Origin of the sequence: Sphingomonas populi, assembly GCF_004208535.1 — a bacterium.
Lineage (GTDB): Bacteria > Pseudomonadota > Alphaproteobacteria > Sphingomonadales > Sphingomonadaceae > Sphingomonas > Sphingomonas populi.
On sequence record NZ_SGIS01000004.1, the window covers coordinates 92,839 to 112,297 of the forward strand.

The 19,459-nt window shown below is 66.4% G+C and carries 18 protein-coding genes; 13 read left to right on the forward strand and 5 right to left on the reverse strand.

Going from position 1 to position 19,459, the window contains the following annotated elements:
* Nucleotides 1–10 precede the first annotated feature (10 nt).
* The gene (dnaK, locus tag EWE75_RS03890) at nucleotides 11–1,909 is read left to right on the forward strand and encodes a molecular chaperone DnaK (RefSeq protein ID WP_130155382.1); all 1,899 of its coding nucleotides are present in this window, start codon (nucleotides 11–13) and stop codon (nucleotides 1,907–1,909) included.
* A 137-nt stretch (nucleotides 1,910–2,046) separates the two neighbouring features.
* On the forward strand, nucleotides 2,047–3,174 hold the full coding sequence (gene dnaJ / locus EWE75_RS03895; protein ID WP_130155383.1) for a molecular chaperone DnaJ: 1,128 nt from the start codon (nucleotides 2,047–2,049) through the stop codon (nucleotides 3,172–3,174).
* 558 nt (nucleotides 3,175–3,732) lie between these two features.
* On the opposite strand, the gene purB is transcribed toward dnaJ, so the two are convergent.
* Nucleotides 3,733–5,046, reverse strand: a complete 1,314-nt coding sequence (gene purB / locus EWE75_RS03900; RefSeq protein ID WP_130155384.1) for an adenylosuccinate lyase — start codon at nucleotides 5,044–5,046, stop codon at nucleotides 3,733–3,735.
* A gap of 206 nt (nucleotides 5,047–5,252) precedes the next feature.
* Between purB and EWE75_RS03905 the strand changes: the two genes are divergently transcribed.
* Complete coding sequence (locus EWE75_RS03905; protein WP_130155385.1) at nucleotides 5,253–5,747, forward strand: EF-hand domain-containing protein; 495 nt, start codon at nucleotides 5,253–5,255, stop codon at nucleotides 5,745–5,747.
* Between the two features lie 159 nt (nucleotides 5,748–5,906).
* Here EWE75_RS03905 and EWE75_RS03910 read toward each other — a convergent pair whose 3' ends face one another.
* Complete coding sequence (locus tag EWE75_RS03910) at nucleotides 5,907–7,691, reverse strand: aspartyl protease family protein (RefSeq protein WP_130155386.1); 1,785 nt, start codon at nucleotides 7,689–7,691, stop codon at nucleotides 5,907–5,909.
* 14 nt (nucleotides 7,692–7,705) lie between these two features.
* Complete coding sequence (gene radC / locus EWE75_RS03915; RefSeq protein WP_130155387.1) at nucleotides 7,706–8,389, reverse strand: RadC family protein; 684 nt, start codon at nucleotides 8,387–8,389, stop codon at nucleotides 7,706–7,708.
* Between the two features lie 68 nt (nucleotides 8,390–8,457).
* Here radC and EWE75_RS03920 point away from each other — a divergent pair, with 68 nt between their 5' ends.
* The 8 genes from EWE75_RS03920 (at nucleotide 8,458) to EWE75_RS03955 (ending at nucleotide 14,901) form a co-directional block, all read left to right on the forward strand.
* Nucleotides 8,458–11,643: an intermembrane phospholipid transport YdbH family protein gene (locus EWE75_RS03920; protein ID WP_130155388.1), complete on the forward strand. Its 3,186-nt coding sequence runs from the start codon at nucleotides 8,458–8,460 to the stop codon at nucleotides 11,641–11,643.
* Nucleotides 11,644–11,690: 47 nt separating this feature from the next.
* Nucleotides 11,691–11,873, forward strand: a complete 183-nt coding sequence (locus EWE75_RS03925) for a YnbE family lipoprotein (RefSeq protein ID WP_231708200.1) — start codon at nucleotides 11,691–11,693, stop codon at nucleotides 11,871–11,873.
* Entirely contained in the window at nucleotides 11,873–12,244 is a 372-nt protein-coding gene (locus EWE75_RS03930; protein ID WP_130155390.1) for a YdbL family probable chaperone protein, read from the forward strand. Before EWE75_RS03925 ends, EWE75_RS03930 begins: the two co-directional genes overlap by 1 nt.
* 188 nt (nucleotides 12,245–12,432) lie before the next feature.
* Complete coding sequence (locus EWE75_RS03935; RefSeq protein ID WP_130155391.1) at nucleotides 12,433–12,783, forward strand: AtpZ/AtpI family protein; 351 nt, start codon at nucleotides 12,433–12,435, stop codon at nucleotides 12,781–12,783.
* A complete protein-coding gene (locus EWE75_RS03940) occupies nucleotides 12,780–13,559 on the forward strand; it encodes a F0F1 ATP synthase subunit A (protein WP_130155392.1) in 780 nt (259 codons plus the stop codon). Before EWE75_RS03935 ends, EWE75_RS03940 begins: the two co-directional genes overlap by 4 nt.
* A 74-nt stretch (nucleotides 13,560–13,633) precedes the next feature.
* On the forward strand, nucleotides 13,634–13,846 hold the full coding sequence (locus tag EWE75_RS03945; RefSeq protein WP_010164404.1) for a F0F1 ATP synthase subunit C: 213 nt from the start codon (nucleotides 13,634–13,636) through the stop codon (nucleotides 13,844–13,846).
* A gap of 16 nt (nucleotides 13,847–13,862) precedes the next feature.
* Nucleotides 13,863–14,357, forward strand: coding sequence for a F0F1 ATP synthase subunit B family protein (locus EWE75_RS03950; protein ID WP_130155393.1), 495 nt, complete (start codon nucleotides 13,863–13,865; stop codon nucleotides 14,355–14,357).
* A gap of 13 nt (nucleotides 14,358–14,370) precedes the next feature.
* The gene (locus EWE75_RS03955) at nucleotides 14,371–14,901 is read left to right on the forward strand and encodes a F0F1 ATP synthase subunit B family protein (protein ID WP_231708201.1); all 531 of its coding nucleotides are present in this window, start codon (nucleotides 14,371–14,373) and stop codon (nucleotides 14,899–14,901) included.
* A 229-nt stretch (nucleotides 14,902–15,130) separates the two neighbouring features.
* On the opposite strand, the gene EWE75_RS03960 is transcribed toward EWE75_RS03955, so the two are convergent.
* The gene (locus EWE75_RS03960; protein WP_130155395.1) at nucleotides 15,131–15,739 is read right to left on the reverse strand and encodes a glutathione S-transferase family protein; all 609 of its coding nucleotides are present in this window, start codon (nucleotides 15,737–15,739) and stop codon (nucleotides 15,131–15,133) included.
* 2 nt (nucleotides 15,740–15,741) lie between these two features.
* On the reverse strand, nucleotides 15,742–16,971 hold the full coding sequence (argJ, locus tag EWE75_RS03965) for a bifunctional glutamate N-acetyltransferase/amino-acid acetyltransferase ArgJ (protein ID WP_130155396.1): 1,230 nt from the start codon (nucleotides 16,969–16,971) through the stop codon (nucleotides 15,742–15,744).
* A 200-nt stretch (nucleotides 16,972–17,171) separates the two neighbouring features.
* Here argJ and EWE75_RS03970 point away from each other — a divergent pair, with 200 nt between their 5' ends.
* Together EWE75_RS03970 and EWE75_RS03975 are read left to right on the forward strand one after the other, a co-directional pair.
* A complete protein-coding gene (locus tag EWE75_RS03970; RefSeq protein WP_130155397.1) occupies nucleotides 17,172–19,088 on the forward strand; it encodes a glycosyltransferase in 1,917 nt (638 codons plus the stop codon).
* A 68-nt stretch (nucleotides 19,089–19,156) separates the two neighbouring features.
* Nucleotides 19,157–19,420, forward strand: coding sequence for a hypothetical protein (locus EWE75_RS03975; protein ID WP_130155398.1), 264 nt, complete (start codon nucleotides 19,157–19,159; stop codon nucleotides 19,418–19,420).
* Nucleotides 19,421–19,459 lie beyond the last annotated feature (39 nt).

Sequence of the window (19,459 nt, forward strand, 5' to 3'; positions counted from 1 at the left end):
TAGAGGACCAATGGCAAAAGTAATCGGTATCGATCTGGGCACGACCAATAGCTGCGTCTCGGTGATGGAGGGCGGCAAGCCCAAGGTCATCGAAAACGTCGAGGGCGCGCGCACCACGCCGTCGATCGTCGCGTTCGCCAAGGATGGCGAGCGACTGGTCGGCCAGCCGGCCAAGCGCCAGGCGGTGACCAACCCGGAAAACACCATCTTCGCGGTGAAGCGCCTGATCGGCCGTCGCTTCGACGATCCGATCACCAAGAAGGACACCGAACTGGTTCCTTACAAGATCGTGCGCGGCAACAACGGCGACGCCTGGGTCGGCGCCGGCGGCAAGGAATATAGCCCCTCGCAGATCAGCGCCTTCACGCTCCAGAAGATGAAGGAAACCGCTGAGGCGTATCTCGGCGAGACCGTGACGCAGGCGGTCATCACCGTGCCGGCGTATTTCAACGACGCGCAGCGCCAGGCGACCAAGGATGCCGGCCAGATCGCCGGCCTCGAAGTGCTGCGCATCATCAACGAGCCGACCGCTGCGGCGCTGGCTTATGGTCTCGACAAGGACACCAACAAGACGATCGCGGTCTATGACCTTGGCGGCGGTACGTTCGACATCTCGATCCTCGAGATCGGCGACGGCGTGTTCGAGGTGAAGGCGACCAACGGCGATACCTTCCTCGGCGGCGAGGATTTCGACAACAAGCTGCTCAACTTCCTGGCGAGCGACTTCCAGAAGGCGGAAGGCATCGATCTCACCAAGGACAAGCTGGCGCTCCAGCGTCTGAAGGAAGCGGCCGAAAAGGCGAAGATCGAGCTTTCGTCGGCGGCGACCACCGAGGTCAACCTGCCGTTCATCACGGCGGACGCCACGGGTCCGAAGCATCTCGTCAAGGCGATCACCCGCGCCGATCTCGAGCGGCTGGTCGAGGACCTGATCCAGCGCACGCTCGAGCCGTGCAAGAAGGCGATGAAGGACGCCGGCATCCAGGCCAGCGAGATTTCGGAAGTCGTCCTCGTCGGCGGCATGACGCGCATGCCCAAGGTCCGTCAGGTCGTGAAGGACTTCTTCGGCAAGGAGCCGCATTCGGGCGTCAACCCCGATGAGGTCGTCGCGATGGGCGCCGCCATTCAGGCCGGCGTGCTGCAGGGCGACGTCAAGGATGTGCTGCTGCTCGACGTGACGCCGCTGTCGCTCGGCATCGAGACGCTGGGTGGCGTGTTCACCCGGATGATCGATCGCAACACGACGATCCCGACCAAGAAGTCGCAGACCTATTCGACGGCGGACGACAACCAGAACGCCGTGACGATCCGCGTCTTCCAGGGCGAGCGCGAAATGGCGGCGGACAACAAGATCCTCGGCCAGTTCGATCTGGTCGGCATCCCGCCCGCACCGCGCGGCGTGCCGCAGATCGAGGTCACGTTCGACATCGATGCCAACGGCCTCGTCAACGTGTCGGCCAAGGACAAGGGCACCGGCAAGGAGCAGCAGATCCGCATCCAGGCCTCGGGTGGTCTGTCGGATCGCGACATCGAGCAGATGGTCCGCGACGCCGAGCAGTTCGCCGAAGACGACAAGAAGCGCCGTGCGGCGGCCGAGGCGAAGAACAACGCCGAAAGCCTGATCCACACGACCGAGCGCCAGCTTGCCGACAATGCCGACAAGGTCGATGCGTCGCTCAAGGGCGAGATCGAAGCGGCGATCGCCGAGGCCAAGGCGGCTGTCGAGAGTGGCGATCCCGAGGCGATGAAGGCCAAGGCCGAAGCGCTCGGCCAGGTTGCGATGAAGCTCGGTCAGGCGATCTACGAGAAGCAGGCCCAGTCCGAAGCATCGCCTTCGGCCGGTGCTGAGGCACCGCACGAGGACGTGGTCGACGCGGAATTCTCCGAAGTCGACGACACCAAGGCGTAATCCGGTTCGCCCTCTCCCCTGAGGGGAGGGGGCAGCCGAGCGAAGCGATGGCGGGAGAGGGGCAGTCGCGAACGATCGGTTCGTGGCTGCCCCTCTCCCAATCCTCTCCCGGAGCGGAGAGGGCTTGAGGGCGGTACATGACCACCGAAGTCGATTTCTACGAACTGCTCGAATGCGAGCGCACCGCTGACGATGCCACCATCAAGGCGTCGTATCGCAAGCTCGCGATGAAATATCACCCGGATCGCAACGCCGGGTGCAAGGATTCCGAGGGTCGCTTCAAGGCGATCAGCGAGGCTTATGATTGCCTCAAGGACCCGCAAAAGCGCGCGGCCTATGATCGCTTCGGCCATGCTGCGTTCCGTAATGGCGGACCGGGCGGCGGGCATGGTGGTGCGCAGGATTTCGGCGGCTTCAGCGATATTTTCGAGAACATCTTCGGCGAATTCATGGGCGGCGAGCGCGGCGGCGGTGGCCGCAGCGGGCCACGGCGCGGCGCGGATTTGCGCTACGACATGGAAATCAGCCTTGAGGATGCGTTCAACGGCCGCTCGACCGACGTCACGGTCGATGTGTCAGCGGTGTGCGACGTCTGCGAGGGCAGCGGCGCCAAGCGCGGCACCAGTGCCAAGGCCTGCACCACCTGCGCCGGCCACGGCAAGGTGCGCGCGCAGCAAGGCTTTTTCGTGGTCGAGCGGACCTGTCCGACCTGCCACGGCGCGGGTCGCGTCATCGCCGATCCGTGCGGCGCGTGCCACGGCGAGGGCCGGGTCGAGCGCACCAAGACGCTCACTGTCAACGTGCCCCCGGGCGTCGATGAGGGCACGCGCATCCGCCTGACCGGCGAAGGCGAGGCGGGTCTGCGCGGCGCGCCGGCGGGGGACCTCTACATTTTCTTGCACGTCGCGCGGCATCCGCTGTTCGAGCGTGAGGGTACGACGTTGCTCGCGCGCGCGCCGATCAGCTTCACCACGGCGGCGCTCGGCGGCGAGATCACGATTCCGGGGCCGGACGGCGAGCAGCACCATATCAAGATCCCCGCCGGCACGCAGCATGGCCGCGAGCTTCGCCAGCGCGGCGCTGGCATGCCGGTGCTGCAAGGGCGCGGGCGCGGCGATCTCGTCGTGCGGATCGAGGTCGAGACGCCGACCAAGCTCAGCGCGCGCCAACGCGAACTGCTCGAAGAATTGCGCGCCACCGAGACGGGCGCGGAAACCCCGCAGAGCGCAGGCTTCTTCCAGAAGATGAAGGGTGCCTGGGGGTGATGCTTGCGCCCGCCGCCATGCTGGCGGCGGGCGGCATCGGCTTTGGCACTTGCCTGTGGGCGGACGGAACGTGATGTTCGACGTGCCGCCGCAAGTGCCGTTATGATCTGGAATTTCGCAGCCCTGCGGTCTTATCGACGCGGGCCATATGTAAACTTTGATCCCGCCGGCCCGTTCCGCCCCTCATGAAAAGGGGCGGGGTGGGCCGATGGATCAGAGGATGAGAACCTCGACCACCAGCGCGACACCCGCCACAGCGAAGATGCTGCCGACGAGGTTCTGAAGGATGCGCATGGTAGGGTCTCCAGCCGGTCAATTCCGGCTTGAGAGCTATTTGGAGATTGTTGCGGCATCGCGCAATTTTATTACAGACATTCGCAAGTGCAGCATTTGCACGTTGAACCGTGCAAATCTGACGATGAACTGTTTATTCTCGCGAAATTAGGTTGCTCCAAATCGTCTGATTGTCACCCCAGCGCTAGCAAATAGCCCGCGCCACCGCAGCTTACGCGGGCATGACGGTCGTGGGGCGGGGTATGCGACCCCGCCCGATCCGCATTATTCTCCGAACACGCGCGCGAAGATCGTGTCGACATGCTTGAGGTGATAGCCGAGATCGAACTTGTCCTCGATCTCCGCGACGGACAGCGCCGCCGTCACATCGGTATCGGCCTTGAGCAGTTCGAGCAGCGACAGTTCGCCGTCCGACTCCCACACCTTCATCGCGTTGCGCTGGACGAGGCGGTACGAATCCTCGCGGCTCACCCCGGCCTGCGTCAGCGCGAGCAGCACGCGCTGCGAGTGAACGAGGCCGCCCATCTTGTCCAAATTCTTCTGCATCCGCGCCGGATAGACCAGCAGCTTGTCGATCACGCCGGTCAGCCGCGCGAGCGCGAAATCGAGCGTGATCGTCGCGTCGGGCGCGATATAGCGTTCGACCGAGGAGTGGCTGATGTCGCGTTCATGCCACAAAGCGACATTCTCCAGCGCCGGCACGACCGCGCTGCGCACCATGCGCGCGAGGCCGGTGAGGTTCTCGGTCAGCACGGGGTTGCGCTTGTGCGGCATCGCCGAGGAACCCTTTTGCCCTGGCGAGAAATATTCTTCGGCCTCCAGCACTTCGGTGCGCTGGAGATGGCGCACCTCGATCGCGAGCCGCTCGATCGACGAGGCGATCACGCCGAGCGTCGCGAAATACATCGCGTGCCGGTCGCGCGGGATCACCTGGGTCGAAACCGGCTCGACCGTGAGGCCGAGCTTGGCGGCGACATGCGCCTCCACCGCCGGATCGATATTGGCGAAGGTGCCGACCGCGCCCGAGACCGCGCAGGTCGCGATGTCCGCGCGTGCCGCCTCCAGCCGCGCCTTGCAGCGGGCGAACTCGGCATAGGCTCCGGCCAGCTTCAGCCCGAACGTGACCGGCTCGGCATGGATGCCGTGGCTGCGGCCGATCGTCGGCGTCATCTTGTGCTCATAGGCGCGCGTCTTGATCGCTGCGAGCAGCGCGTCGAGATCGGCGAGCAGGATGTCGCTGGCGCGGACGAGCTGCACCGACAGGCAGGTGTCGAGCACGTCCGACGAGGTCATGCCCTGATGCATGAAGCGCGCTTCGTCGCCGACCTGCTCGGCCACCCACGTCAGGAAGGCGATCACGTCATGCTTGGTGACCGCTTCGATCGCGTCGATCGCGGCGACGTCGATCGCCGGGTTGGTCGCCCACCAGTCCCACAGCGCTTTCGCGGCCGATTTGGGCACGACGCCGAGGTCGGCGAGCGCTTCGGTGGCGTGCGCTTCGATCTCGAACCAGATGCGGAACCGCGCTTCGGGCGTCCAGATCGCGGTCATGTCAGGGCGGGAGTAACGGGGGACCATCGGGATTCCTTTGCGCGGGGTAGCTCACATCACCGCAGAATCGACACGGACTCGCGATGAGCCGCGCGTTAGCAGGGATGAGCCGAGCCTTCAAATATCGTTACGGTGAACCATTGTGTTGGATGAGGGGTTGTTACCCTGAATGTTCTCGCAGTGGAGACGCGGTGATGAGCAGAACAGTATCAGTAACTGCAATGGAGAGTTATATGAAAAAGGCAATTCTTCTGTGCGCGGCGATGAGCTTTGCTGTGCCCGCATTCGCGCAAGCGCCGCAAGCGGCTCCGCAAGCCTCGCCGATGACGCAGACCGCGCCTGCGCAATCTAGCGCACCGGCCGCAAGTGACCCATCCGCAGCCGCGCCAGCCCAGGCCGCACCCGCCGCGCCGACCGATACTGCGCAGGCTCCGGCGCAGACCACCGGCGAAACCGCACAGCAGCCCGCCTCGGGTGGCGCGCAAGTCGCGCAGGTCGTCGACACCGAGTTCGCGACTTATGACAAGAATAAGGATGGCGTGCTGAGCAAGGCCGAGTTCAGCGACTGGATGGTCGCGCTGAAGACCGCGAGCGACCCCAGCACCAAGGCCGAGGCGGCATCCACCAAGACCTGGGTTGGTCAGGCCTTCGCCAGCGCCGACAAGGACAAGAGCCGCACCGTGTCGAAAACCGAACTGACCGGCTTCCTGTCGCAGGGTAAATCGTAAGACGCTAACGAGGGGCGCCGGATCGCAAGGTCCGGCGTCGCCCCGGCGCAGGCCGGGGCCGCTGTGTGTGTGGCACTCGGTTGCCGATTACGCAGCGGCCTCGGCCCCTTCGGCTGGCTGGCAAGCCAGCCGCTCAGGACAGGCTTCGCCGGGGCGACGTTATGGGATGACGTGGAAGCGCTTCGCTTCCTCGACAATCTCTGGATAGATCGCGATCGCCGCCCACTTGTCGGCCTCCCCGGCATCTTTCTGGCCGAGCGCAATCTTCGCCAGACCCCGCCCATAGAGTGACCAGGCCAGCTTGGGATTGAGCGCCAGCGCCGCATCGTAATCGGCGATCGCGGCGGCGGGATCGCCCTTGCGCAACTGTACCAGCCCGCGACTGTCGAGGAACATCGGCTGCTTGCCGGCGCGTTTCAGGGCGCGGTTGCAATCGTCCAGCGCGGCGTCGAGATCCAGTCCGGCCTGCGCGCGCAGCCAGCAACGCGCGTTGAGCAGGCGCGGTAGCGCACTATCTTCCGTGTGGCTGGCGATCACCGGGCCGAGCAGCGCGATCCCGCGCGCCGGCTGGTCAAGCCGGGCGAGCAGGTTCGCGATCGGCACCATGTCGAGCGAGGTCGCTGGGGTTGCCCGCGCCGCCGCGTCGGCATCGGCGAGCGCGCCGGTGCGGTCGCGTTCGCGCAGCCGCAGGATCGCGCGAATTCGCAGCAGCGCGCCATCGCTCGGGGCAAGCTGGAGCGCGCGCTCGATATCGGTGCGCGCGAGGCCACGCTGCCCGGCGATCTGATAGGCAAGCGCGCGGTCGCGGTAATAATCGGCGGTGTTGGGCGCGAGCGTGATCGCCTGCGTCAGATCGGCGATGGCGTCGGCGACTGCGTGCTGGGCCATGCGCGCGCTGGCACGTCGGGCGAACTCGTCCGCCGTCTTGGGTGTGGTGGTGTCCGTCACCGGCGCGACGCGCTGGATGTCGGCAGGCAACAGCGCGCCCGGCGCAGCCGAAACCGGCACGGCGCCAATGGTGCGGAACGCCTTGCCACCGCTGTAAGTGAAATAAATGCGGTGCTGGCTGCGCGCGACATAGATGTGGTGCGCGAGCATGTAATCGGCGCCGATCAGCATGTCGGGAGCGGTGTTGCTGGCGGAGATCGGCCCGTCGATCACGTCGAGCCGCGTCTTCAAGATGGTCTCGTCGCCGATCGCGACGCTCTCGACCGGCACGGTCCAGCCCGGAGTGGAGCGCCGACCGAAGCCGCCAATGCCGCGAATCGGCGTCACGCCCGGCCCGCTCAGCGCGATCCCCGCCTTTTCGGCGGCGTGGCGGCTGAGCAAGGTGTTGGGTGCGCCGCTGTCATATTCGCCGTCGATCGCGGCACCGTTGATGCGGACGGTCACGCGGAATTTCCGGTTGTTCGGATTCTCTTCCTGCTCCAGCGCGGCGGTGAAAAACGGCTTGCCCGCCGCCCAATAGGCGATCGCCATATTCTTGCAGTCGTGCGGCTGGATCAGCTTGACCGATCCGCCGGCAAGATCGAACTCGGTGTCGGCGAGCGCGAGCAGGTTTCGGCCGATCAGCCCGTTGCCGACATCGCTGCCGCCCACCAGAAATTGCACGTTGGTGAGCGCCCTGTCGGCGATCCCGAACTTCTTGATCGTAACCAGATCGGTCGAGGAATCGCCGCCGATGCCGATCAGCCGCAGCCCGAACGGCGCGGCACCGATCTTCAGCCCCAGTTCGATCGCTTTCGCCTTGGGCATGACGCTGAAGAACGCGCCGCTATCGAGCCACAGCCGGGTTTCGATGTCGTTGATTTTCACCGGCACGCTCACGCGCATGTTTTGCATCGTCACCGGCAGATCGGCGAGGACACCGAGCTTGCAGTCGGCGGCTGCGGCCGGTGCAGCGGGGAGGACGATAGCGGCGAGCAGAAGCGAAACCCGTAACATGCCGGCTCCCGGTGTCAGATCAGTCCCATCGCGCGTAAGCTACAATGCCCGTCGCTACCAATGATGATATGGTCATGTAGCGTGATGCCAAGCCGCTTTCCGGCCTCGCCGACTTTGCGTGTGATGTCGATATCGGCGCGGCTGGGGGAGGGGTCGCCGCTCGGGTGATTGTGGACGAGGATGATCGAGGCCGAGCCGAGATCGATCGCGCGGCGGATCACCTCGCGGGTATAGACCGGGGCTTCATCGACCGAGCCTTCGTTCATCACCTCGTCGCGAATCAGCATGTTGCGCGCGTTGAGGTGAAGCACGCGCACCCGCTCGATCGTATGATGCGCCATGTCGGCGCGCAGATAATCGAGCAGCGCCTGCCAATTGGCCAGCACCGGGCGCGCCGCCACCTCGGCCTTGACCAGGCGGATCGCGGCGGCATGCGCGATCTTGATCGCCGCGACCGATGTTTCGCCCATGCCGGAGACCCGCGCCAGCGCTTCGGGATCGGCGGTGAGCAGACCGCCGATCCCGCCGAATTCGGTGAGCAGCGCCTTGGCGAGCGGTTTTGTGTCGCGGCGCGGAATCGCCAGTGCGAGCAGATATTCGATCAGTTCATGGTCGAGCAGACCCTCGCCGCCCTGCTCGGTGAGCCGCTTGCGCAGCCGGGCGCGATGGCCCGTGTGATCGGAGTCGGGAACTGTCATCGCCGTTCCTGCGATTAGTCCGCGTCGCTGTCGCGTGCAATCGGCGACGATGCGACTAAAGGAGACGCATGAGCGGGCGTGCAGGCGAAGGCGTGACGGAAGAACCGAGCGAACAGCCGCTGGCCGAGCCGGCGCCGCCGCGCATCGGCTTCGCGCGGCTGCGGCGAATCCTGCTGGTGCTCGCGATCGTGCTGCTCGTCGCGTTGGTGACTGTGTGGTCTCAGCGCAAGCAGATCGCGCGCGGCTATGCCGACCGCTTCCTCGCCGCGCATCATGTACCGGCGCGCTACCGCATCGCTGATCTCGGCTTCAACCGTCAGCGGTTGACCAACGTCGTGTTGGGTGATCCCGCGCATCCCGATCTGGTCGCGGACTGGATCGAGCTCGATACGGTGGTTGGCACCGGCGGCGCGCGGGTGACGGGCGTGCGCGCCGGGCATGTCCGCGTGGCGGCGCGGCTGGTGGACGGAAAGCTGTCGTTCGGCACGCTCGACCGGCTGATCCCGGCATCGGGCGGCACCGCACCATTCGCGCTGCCGGCGATCCGGCTTGACATCGCAGACGCGCGATTGCGACTGGTGACGCCCTACGGCGTGGTCGGTGCGAAGCTGTCCGGGAGCGGCCCGCTCGATGACGGCTTCTCCGGCAAGGTCGCGGCGGTGAGCGACCAGCTCGCGAGCGGCGGCTGCACGTTGACGCAGGCGGAGCTGGCGCTCACGCTGACGACCCTCGCCGGGCAGCCGACGATCGCAGGGCCGGTGCGCGCCGCGCAGGGCGCGTGCGGCGGCATCGTCGCCGGCTTTCCGGCGGCGAGGATCACGGCGACGCTTGGCGCGCATCTCGAGCGCTGGAGCGGCGACGTGCGGCTTGCGGTGGACTCGGTGCGCGGCGCGGGCGCGCGTGCGGAAGCGATCGGCGGCGTGATCGGCTTCACCGGCACAGCGCGGGGCACCAGCGGCACTGCGGATTTGCGCAGCGGCGCGGCGAGCTTGCCCGGCGCGACCGGGCGTGGGCTGGGGTTCGCCGGCCGTTTCGCGGTCGCGGGGGCGCGGAGCGAGGTGTCGGGCACCGTGCGCGGCATCGGCATCACCGCCGACGCCGCGTTGCGGGATCGCATCGCCGCCTATCGCACCCGCGACGCCAGCACTCCGATCGCGCCGATCCTCAACGGGCTGGCGAGCGCGAGCGAAGCGGCGCTACGCTCGGCGGATGTGGATGCCGACGTCGCCGCGACGCTCGATGGCGCGACCGGGCGGGTGGCGCTGTCACGCCTCGCCGCGCAGAGCGCCTCGGGCGCGCGGCTGGTGGTGTCGGGTGGCAAGGGCATCGCCTATAACTGGCCCGGCGGCCGCGCGCTGATCAATGCCAATGCGACGCTCGATGGCGGTGGCTTCCCAACCACCCGCCTGGCGCTTACGCAAGCGCAGCCCGGCGCCGCCATCACCGGCACCGCCACCCTCGCGCCCTACACCACCGGCGGCGCGACGTTGGCACTGACGCCAGTAAGCTTCACCGCCACGCCGGGCGGCAACACCCATGTCGAGACGCAGGTCGCGCTGTCCGGGCCGCTTTCGGGCGGGCGCGTCGAGCGGCTGATCGCGCCGCTGTCGCTCTATTGGAACGGCCGCGACCGCGTGATCGTCAACCCGTCCTGCACGCCGCTTGCCGTAGCGCGCCTTACGGTATCGAGCCTCACGCTCGATCCGGCCAAGCTGACCCTGTGCCCGAGCGGCGCAGGGCTGGTGACGCTCGCCGGCGGCCACCTTGGCGGCGGCGCACGATTGTCCGCGACCAACCTGCGCGGCAACATCGGCGGCGCGCCGCTCACCCTTTCCGCGACCGGCGGCAGCGTGCGGCTCGGCGCGACCGGCTTCAGCCTCGCGGGCGTGTCGGCGAAACTCGGCCCGGCGGATCGCCAGACCCGGCTCGACTTCGCGGCACTCGAAGGCCGCGTCACCGGAAACGCCCTCGGCGGCAGCTTCACCGGTGGCGGTGGCCAGATCGCCAACGTGCCGCTCGCACTTTCGGGCGCGGCGGGGCGCTGGCGCTTCGCCGCCGGGAAACTCGCGCTCGATGGCGCGCTGAGCGTCGCCGACAGCAACGCGACCCCGCGCTTCAAACCGCTCGCCGCGCAAAATGTCGCGCTTACGCTCGCAGGCGGCAAGATCACCACCACCGGCACGTTGGTCGAGCCGACCAAGCAGGTCAAAGTCGCCGACGTGAGCATCGTCCACGATCTCGGCGACGCATCGGGCCATGCCGATCTCGCCGTGCCCGGCATCACTTTCGGCAAGGCGTTCCAGCCCGATGCGCTGACCCCGCTCACCTTCGGCGTGATCGCCGATGTCGCCGGCACGGTGAAAGGCGAGGGGCATATCCGCTGGAATAAAGTCGGCGTCACCAGCGACGGCGTGTTCGGCACCGCCGGCACCGATCTCGCCGCCGCGTTCGGCCCGGTCACCGGCATCGCCGGCACGATCCGCTTCACCGATCTGCTCGCGCTAGAAAGCGCGCCCGCGCAGATCATCACCGTCAAGACGATCAACCCCGGCGTGCCGGTCAACGACGGTACGATCCGGCTGCAAACGCTCGCCGGCGCGCGCGTGATGGTGGAGGACGGGCGCTGGCCGTTCGCGGGCGGCGCGCTTGTGCTCGAACCGACCCTGCTCGATTTCTCGCAACCCGTCGAACGCCACATGACCTTCCGGGTCAGTTCGCTCGATGCCGCGCAGTTCCTCCAGCAGTTCGATTTCAAGAATCTCGACGCGACCGGCAGTTTCGATGGCGTGCTGCCGATGATCTTCGACGAGAGCGGCGGGCGCATCGAGAATGGCCGGCTCACCGTCCAGGACGGCGGCGGCACGATCGCCTATGTCGGCGACATCAGCCAGAAGGATCTCGGCACCTGGGGCAATTTCGCGTTCCAGGCGCTCAAATCGCTGCGCTATCGCAGCCTTGGCGTGGTGATGAACGGCCCGCTCGCCGGCGAGATGATCACCGAGGTCAAGTTCGCTGGCATCGCGCAGGGCAAGGGCGCCAAGCGCAACTTCCTGTTCGATCGGCTCCAGAAGCTGCCGCTCGTCTTCAACGTGACGATCCGCGCGCCCTTCCGCCAGCTCATCGATTCGGCGCAGTCCTTCTACGATCCCAAGCGGCTGATCGAACGCAACCTGCCCGCGCTGATGGAACAGCAGCGTAAGAAGGCCGCGCAAACGCCACCCGTTCAGCCCCCCGCAATCGAGACCGTGCCATGACCGAAACAGGATTGACGAAGCCGATGCGGAGACCGACGAGTCGCAGGATGAAGAGACGGATGATGATCGCAGGCGTGGTAACGCCGCTGCTGGCCTCGGGATGCATAAGCGTCAACGCGCCGGACAAGCCGATCGTCATCAATCTCAACATCAGCGTGACTCAGGAGGTCGTCTATCGTCTCGATGGCGAGGCGAAGTCGTTGATCCAGTCGAACCCGGGGATTTTCTGATGAAGACCGTTCGTAGCCTCGTCCTGATCGCCGCCGCCCTCGCTGCGGCAACCCCAGCCTTCGCCCAGCGCGATCCTGCGTATCAGGCGGCGCGCTCGGCGGGGCAGGTCGGCGAACAGCCCGACGGCTATCTCGGCGTGGTCGGCGCGGCCAGCCCGGAACTGCGCGCGCTGGTCAACAACATCAATATCCAGCGCAAGGCGAAATACACCCAGACCGCCGCCGCCGGCGCGACCGTCGAGCAGATGGCCTTCACCTCGGGTTGCCGCCTGATCGCGGCGACCGCGCCGGGCGAGAAGTACAAGACGCCCGCCGGCACCTGGGCGACTCGCACCGCCGCGCCGCCCGAGCGTGATTCGCGCTGCGTTTGAGGAATATCGGCCCGGTTCGTTCGTCGCGCGGACAAACCGCACGCGGTTGCGAGCGCTACCATAGAAGAACCGGCGATGCCGCCGCCGGTAAATGTCGGGCGGCATAGCCAAAATCGCTACTTTGCCGTGACTGCCGTTGCGGTTGACTTGGCTGCACCCCTTTTCTAAACGCACCGGCAACGGGGGTGATGCCCCATGTTTTCGTCGTCGCGCACCGCGCGGCGGCGTTTTCTTATCAGGATGCTGGGGTGTTGGCCGACCTTCGTCACAATGACGATCTAGATCACCGTATCGCGCAAGCGAAGGCGGCGGCCGAGATGCGTGTGGCGAAGCCGGTCAAGCCGCAGCCGAAGGGGTATGCTCAAGGGTCGCGCGTGCTGATGGAGCTCATCGGCGCGCCGCTCGGCGGCGGCATCCTCGGCTGGGCAATCGATCACTGGTTCGGCACCAGCCCCTGGGCTTTGCTGATCCTGATCACGCTCAGCATCATCGTCGCTTTCCGCAACATCTACCGCATTTCGAAGGAGCGCGCCGAATGAGCGCCGGCAGAATCGACCCGATGGAGCAGTTCCACGTCGCGCCTTTGACGCGACCGATCCATCTTGGCGCGTTCGATATCTCCTTCACCAATTCGGCGCTGTTCATGGTCGTCGTCGGCGTGCTGCTCGCCGTTCTGGTGAGCGGCGGCCTCAAGCGCCAGTTGGTGCCCGGCCGCTGGCAGGCGCTGGTCGAGATGATGGTCGGCTTCATCGACAATATGGTCGGCACCAGCATCGGCAAGGGCGGCAAGAAGTTCGCGCCGTACATCTTCTCGCTGTTCTTCTTCATCCTGATCTCGAACCTGGTCGGCGTGCTGCCGCTCGCGATCGTGCCGGGGCTGCACACCTTTGCGGTGACGAGCCACATTACGGTGACGGCAGTTCTGGCGTTCTTCTCGTTCGGCATCGTGCTGGCGGTCGGTTTCGCCAAGCACGGCCTCAAGTTCTTCTCGCTGTTCGTGCCGCACGGCGCACCGGCGTGGCTGATGCCGGTCATCATCCCGGTCGAGTTCGTCTCGTTCATGGTGCGCCCGTTCAGCCTCGGCCTGCGACTGTTCGTGGCGATGACGGCGGGGCACATCCTGCTCGAAGTGTTCGGCAGCTTCGTGGTGCAGGGCCTCAACGCCGGCGGCACGCTTGGCCCGGTCGTCGCGGTGCTCAGCTTCATCATGATCGTCGGCGTCAGCGCGCTCGAACTGCTGGTCTGCGCAATCCAGGCCTATGTGTTCGCGCTCTTGACCTCGCTTTACCTTCACGACGCGGTGCATCTGCACTAAGTCTGAATCATTGACCTATCGTATTTCAGCCTTTCGTATTTCTCAGGGAGTTTAACATGACTGATCTTGGCGCAATGTACATCGGTGCCGGCCTCGCAGCGATCGGCGTCGGCCTTGCCGCGCTCGGCGTGGGCAACGTGTTCGGCTCGTTCCTCGAAGGCGCGCTGCGCAATCCGGGCGCGGCTGATGGCCAGCAGGGCCGTCTGTTCATCGGCTTCGCGGCATCGGAGCTGCTCGGCCTGATCGCGTTCGTCGTCGCGATCCTCATCCTCTTCGTCGTCAAGTAAGCGAAGAGAGACCGATATGCCGCAGCTATCCCAGATCACCGAGATCTACGCCTCGCAGCTTTTCTGGCTCGCGATCGTATTCGCGCTGATCTATTTCGGGATCGGCAAGGCGATGGTGCCCAAGATCGAGCGCACGATCGACGATCGTGACGCCCGCATCTCGGGTGACATCGCTGCGGCGGCGGCCGCGCGGGACACCGCGCGCGCCGACGAGGAACGCTATCAGGCGGGCCTCGACACTGCCCGCGCGCAAGCGTCCAAGGCGGTGGCCGAAGCCAAAGCGGTCGCTACTGCCCAGGCTGAGACCGCGCTGAAGGCGGGCGACGCGGCGGCGGCGACGCGGCTTGCGGAGGCGACCCAGGCGGTCGCTTCGGCCAAGCAGACCGCCGTCTCCGAAATTGAAACCGCGACGGTCGAGGCGGTCGAATCGATCCTCGCCAAACTGTCCGGCATCACGGTCGATCGCGCCCGGATCGAACAGCAGGTGAAGGCGGAACTGGCGCATGGCTGAAGGGCACCCCACCATGACGGCACGCACCGGCACCGTAGAACTCCACCATGAACTCGCGTTCATGGGCATCACCCCGCCGATGTTCGTCGCTTTGTCGATGCTCGTCGTGATCGGCATCATCATCGTCGCCAAGGTGCCGAAGATGATCGCCGGCATGCTCGACGCGCGCATCGCCACGATCAAGACGCAACTCGAAGAGGCGTCCAAGCTGCGCGCCGAAGCAGAGGCGGAACTCGCTCAGGCCAAGGCGCGCAACGCCGCCAGCGCCGGCGACGCCGCCGCGATCGTCGCGCACGCGCAGGCCGAAGCCAAGACGCTTCTCGCCAAGGCTGAGACCGACGCCGCCGATCTCGTCAAGCGCCGTCAGCAGATGGCCGAAGACAAGATCGCCGCCGCCGAACGCACCGCGATCGCCGAAGTCCGCGCCATCGCCGCCGATGCGGCGGCGCGCGCGGCCGCGACGATCCTCGCGGAGCAGCACGGCGCCGACGCGGATCGCGCGCTGGTGGACCGCACCATCGCCGGGCTTGGTCGGCTGAACTAAGCCCTCTCGCTCCGTTCGTCCCGAGCGAAGTCGAGGGATCGGCCCGGAGCGCAGGTGCCTCGACTTCGCTCGGCACGAACGGGGAGGGGATGCGATTACGCTCGCATGTCGCGCGCAAGCCAACCCTAACCCGTTCGCATCGAGCTTGTCGAAGCGCGTGGCAAAAGCGCTGCGTTCGGGCGACGTGCTTCGACCAGCTCAGGACGAGCGGGTTAGGGCGTGTCTACCCTTAGGTCAGCGGTATCATCACCTGCGTGGCGAACCCGGGACGCGCCACCAGCTTCTCATACCAGGCCCGCACATGCGGCAGCTCAGGCCGCGCGATATCGAGCATGAACCAGGTGTGCGCGTAAACGCCCATCGGAATATCGCCGATCCCGAACTCAGCACCTGACAGCCACGGCGTCTCGGCGAGATACCGCTCCAGCACCGCCATCTGCGCCGCGCACGCCTCGGCCGACCGAGCGATAACTGCCGGATCGCGCGCTTCGGGCGCGCGGCGGACGAGGTGGAGGAACGCATCGCGCTGTGCGTCGGCATAGCCGAACTGCCAGTCCATCCAGCGATCCCCGATCGCGCGCACCGCCGGATTGGCGGGCCACAGCGCCGGCGCATATTTCGCCGCGAGATAGCGCAGGATCGCGTTCGATTCCCACAGCACGACATCGCCGTCCTCGATCGTCGGCACGAGCGCATTGGGGTTGATCGCCAGATACGCCGCCGACATGCCGAACGCGCCGCCGACATCGTGGCGGACGTAGCGCAGGCCGATTTCCTCGGCCAGCCACGCCACCTTCTTGACGTTATGCGAGTTGAGCCGGCCCCAGATCGTCAGCATGACTAGCTCCGGTAATCGGCGTTGATCGAGATGTAGCCGTGCGTCAGGTCGCAGGTCCACACCGTCGCGCGGCCTTCCCCGAGGCCGAGATCGACGCCTATCTCAATGTCGCTGCCCTTAAGATGCGCCGTCACTGGCGCCTCGTCATAGCCTTCCACCGCCAGCCCGCCGGTCGCAACCTGCGTGTCACCGAAGCGGATCGAGAGCAAATCTCGCTCGGCCGGCTCGCCTGCCTTGCCGACCGCCATCACCACGCGGCCCCAATTGGCGTCCTCGCCGGCGATCGCGGTCTTCACCAGTGGCGAATTGGCGATCGACAGCGCGACGCGGTGGGCGCTGCGGTCGCTCTCGGCGCCGGTCACCGCCACCTCGATGAACTTGGTCGCGCCCTCGCCATCGCGCACCACCAGATGCGCGAGCTGGAGGCACAGGTCCGACAGCGCCGCGCGGAAGGCGTCCGCACCGTCATCCTCGGACGCGGTGAGCGGCGCGTTGCCAGCCTGCCCGGTCGCGAACGCCAGCACGGTGTCGCTGGTCGAGGTGTCGCTATCGACGGTGATGCACGAAAAGCTGGCGCGGTTCGCTTCGGCAAGTGCTGCCTGGAGGAACCCCGGCTCGATCGCGGCATCGGTGAAGATAAAGCCGAGCATCGTCGCCATATCGGGCGCGATCATACCCGATCCCTTGATGATCCCGACCAACGTCACGCTGCGGCCATCGACAATCGCGGTCGTCACCGCGCCCTTGGTGAACGTGTCGGTCGTGCTGATCGCCGCCGCCGCGTCTTCCCATGTGCAGGGGGGGGCCACCAACGCGGCGTCGATCCCGGCTTCGGCCTTGTCGATCGGCAGCGGCACGCCGATCACGCCCGTAGAGGCGACGAACACGTCCGACGGCAGGCAGCCGAGCCGCCCCGCCGCGCGCGCCGCGATCGCTTCGACTGCGGCGCGGCCACGATTGCCGGTAAACGCGTTGGCGTTGCCCGCATTGACGACCAGCGCGCGCGCGCTGCCCAGCGTCAGTGCCTTGCGGCACCATTCGACCTCGGGCGAGGGGCATCGGCTCTGCGTCGTCACGCCCGCCACCACGGTGCCGGGGTCGAGCGCGACGAAGGTCAGGTCGCAGCGATCCCAGCTCTTATACCGGGCGCGCGCGACATGCGCGGTCACGCCGGCAATGGCGGGGAGGGTGGGGAAAGCGGCGGGCGCGAGCGGCGAGCGGGCATGGGTCATACCCCCCGCCCTTAGATCGCACGCCGCCCAAGGCAAGACCCCGCACGCGATGGACCGGGCCGCGAAGGCGACCAAAGCCGTTTCCATATCGTATCAATGGAACTACTGCACTTGGTCAATCGTATCGGACGTGAACGGGGGTTCTGACGAGGCTTGCACCGCAGACCCGCATCTGATGCCAATCGGAGCACAGCTTGCCAATGTCGATCACACGCGAGATTCTTGATCCCGGCCTCGTCTTTCTTGCCGCGATGGGCGTGAGTACGGTGATTCTGATGGTCATGACCATCCACCGCCCCTTCGTCGTCAAGATCGATCTCCAGCGTGAGCCTGCCGAACTGGCCTTGTCGATGGTGCTGTGCGGTGTCGTCGCCAGCATCGCCACCGGCGTCATTGCCGGATCGGTGCTTGTCACCGGCGTCGCCACGCTCGTCACGCTTGCCCTGCGCTTCGGGTTGCCGCGGTTGACGATGGCGGGCGCGCAACAACTCGCGATGTTGCCGCTCGGCTGGATCGTCGGCACCGCCTGGACGATGCGGCTGCTCGCCGAGGGGCATATGCCGACCTGGATGATGGTGATGGCGGTGATCGCGAGCGTGTTCTCGGCGGTCTGGCTGGTCATCTCCTTCGCGGTCGCGCTGTCGCGGCAGGCGCTGATGACGCACCGCGAATGGCAGCGTCCGGTCGAGCCGGCCGACCCGCTCCACCCGCGCCGCGCGCCGAAAGTGTCGATCCATTTGCCCTGCTATGCCGAACCGCCCGAAGTGGTGATCGCGACGATCGATGCGCTCGCCGCGCTCGATTACCCCGATTACGAAATCCTCGTCATCGACAACAACACCAAAGACCCGACGCTGTGGATGCCGGTGCAGGACTATTGTGCCAAGCTCAACGCCGGGCGCAGCGACAACCGCTTCCAGTTCTTCCACGTCGCCCCGCTCGACGGCGCGAAGGCGGGCGCGCTCAACTATCTGATGAAGGGCGGTTTCGTTTCGCCCGACGCCGAGCTGATCGCGGTGATCGACGCGGATTATTTCTCAACCCCCGATTTCCTGTCGCGCCTCGCCGCCTTTTTCGAAAACCCGAAGATCGGCTACGTCCAGACCCCGCACGATTACCGCGAGCATGAGGAAAGCGCCTATCTGACCGCCTGTTATTGGGAATATATGCCCAACAACAAGATCGAGATGGCCGGGCTCAGCGAGTATAATTCGGCGATCACGATCGGTACGATGTGCATCATCCGCAAACAGGCGCTGGTCGATGCCGGCTTGTGGGCGGAATGGTGCCTCACCGAAGATTCGGAAGTGTCGGTGCGGATTCGCGCGCTCGGCTATGACGGCATCTATCTGCGCGAGACCTTCGGGCGCGGGCTCATCCCCGAGACCTTCGAGGATTACAAGAAGCAGCGCTTCCGCTGGATCGCCGGTCCGGTGCAGCAGTTGCGCCGCCACTGGCGGCTGTATCTGCCGATCCGCTGGGGCGGCTCGCCCAAGATCAACTGGTGGTCGAAGCTGCTCGAATTCCAGCGCGGGGTCGAGCCTTTGCTGGGCGCGTTCGGCACGATCTTCGGTTTCGGCAGCGCGGTGGTCAGCGTCACGCTGATCGCGCTCGGCGAGGTGCCGACGCTCAACCTGCCGACGCCGTTCTGGGTCGCCGCCTGGCTCGCGCTGGTCGGTACGCTGGCGAGCACTTGGTTCCGCTACCGGCTAAGCGATTGTCACAGCATCCGCGACATGGTGCTGGGCGAGATCGCGCGCAGCTCGCTCACCTGGATTCAGATGCTCGGCGGCATCGCCGGCCTGTCGCCGCGCCCGCTCGGCTGGCGCCGCACGCCCAAGTTCCAGGGCAAGGCCGCCGGCGTGCGCGCTCTGAAGGAGACCCTGCCGGAGACGCTGATCGGCCTCGCGCACATCGTCCTGATTGTCGCCGCGCTGGCGCTGCGCAAGAGCAGTGAGGACGATGTCGGGCTGCTGGTGGCGATGGCCGCCGCCGCCTCGGGCATCCGCTTCCTGTGCGCGCCACTGATGGCATGGCTGAGCGAGAAGCGGCTGGCCGCCCTTGCGGAGCCCGCCGCGACCGCGCCGAGCTTCCCTGCGGTTAAAGAGGCGGCGTAACGGCTCGTCGCGCGCTTCGTCGAATGGATGGACGGGTGCGACGAACCGCATTACAGCGCACATCGACTATGGAGTTCGTGCTTTTCCTCTGTGCCGCGCTGTCGGCGCTGACCGGTGCCATCACCGGTACGCGCGCGCCGGATATCGCGGTTCAGATCGAGCGCGTTTCGGCCCGTGGCAGCATCGCGGCGCCGGTCACCACGCGCGCGGTCGCGGCGATCGTTCGGGCGCAGCGTCCGCCTGCGATCAGCGCCGTGCTCGCCTACATCGCCGCACGCCCGTTCGTGCTGAGCGCGGCGATTCCCGTTCGCGGCGAGCGTCGGCGCGAATAACCGCGCCGACCGGCGCCCGCTCGTATTTCTGGCGGCGCG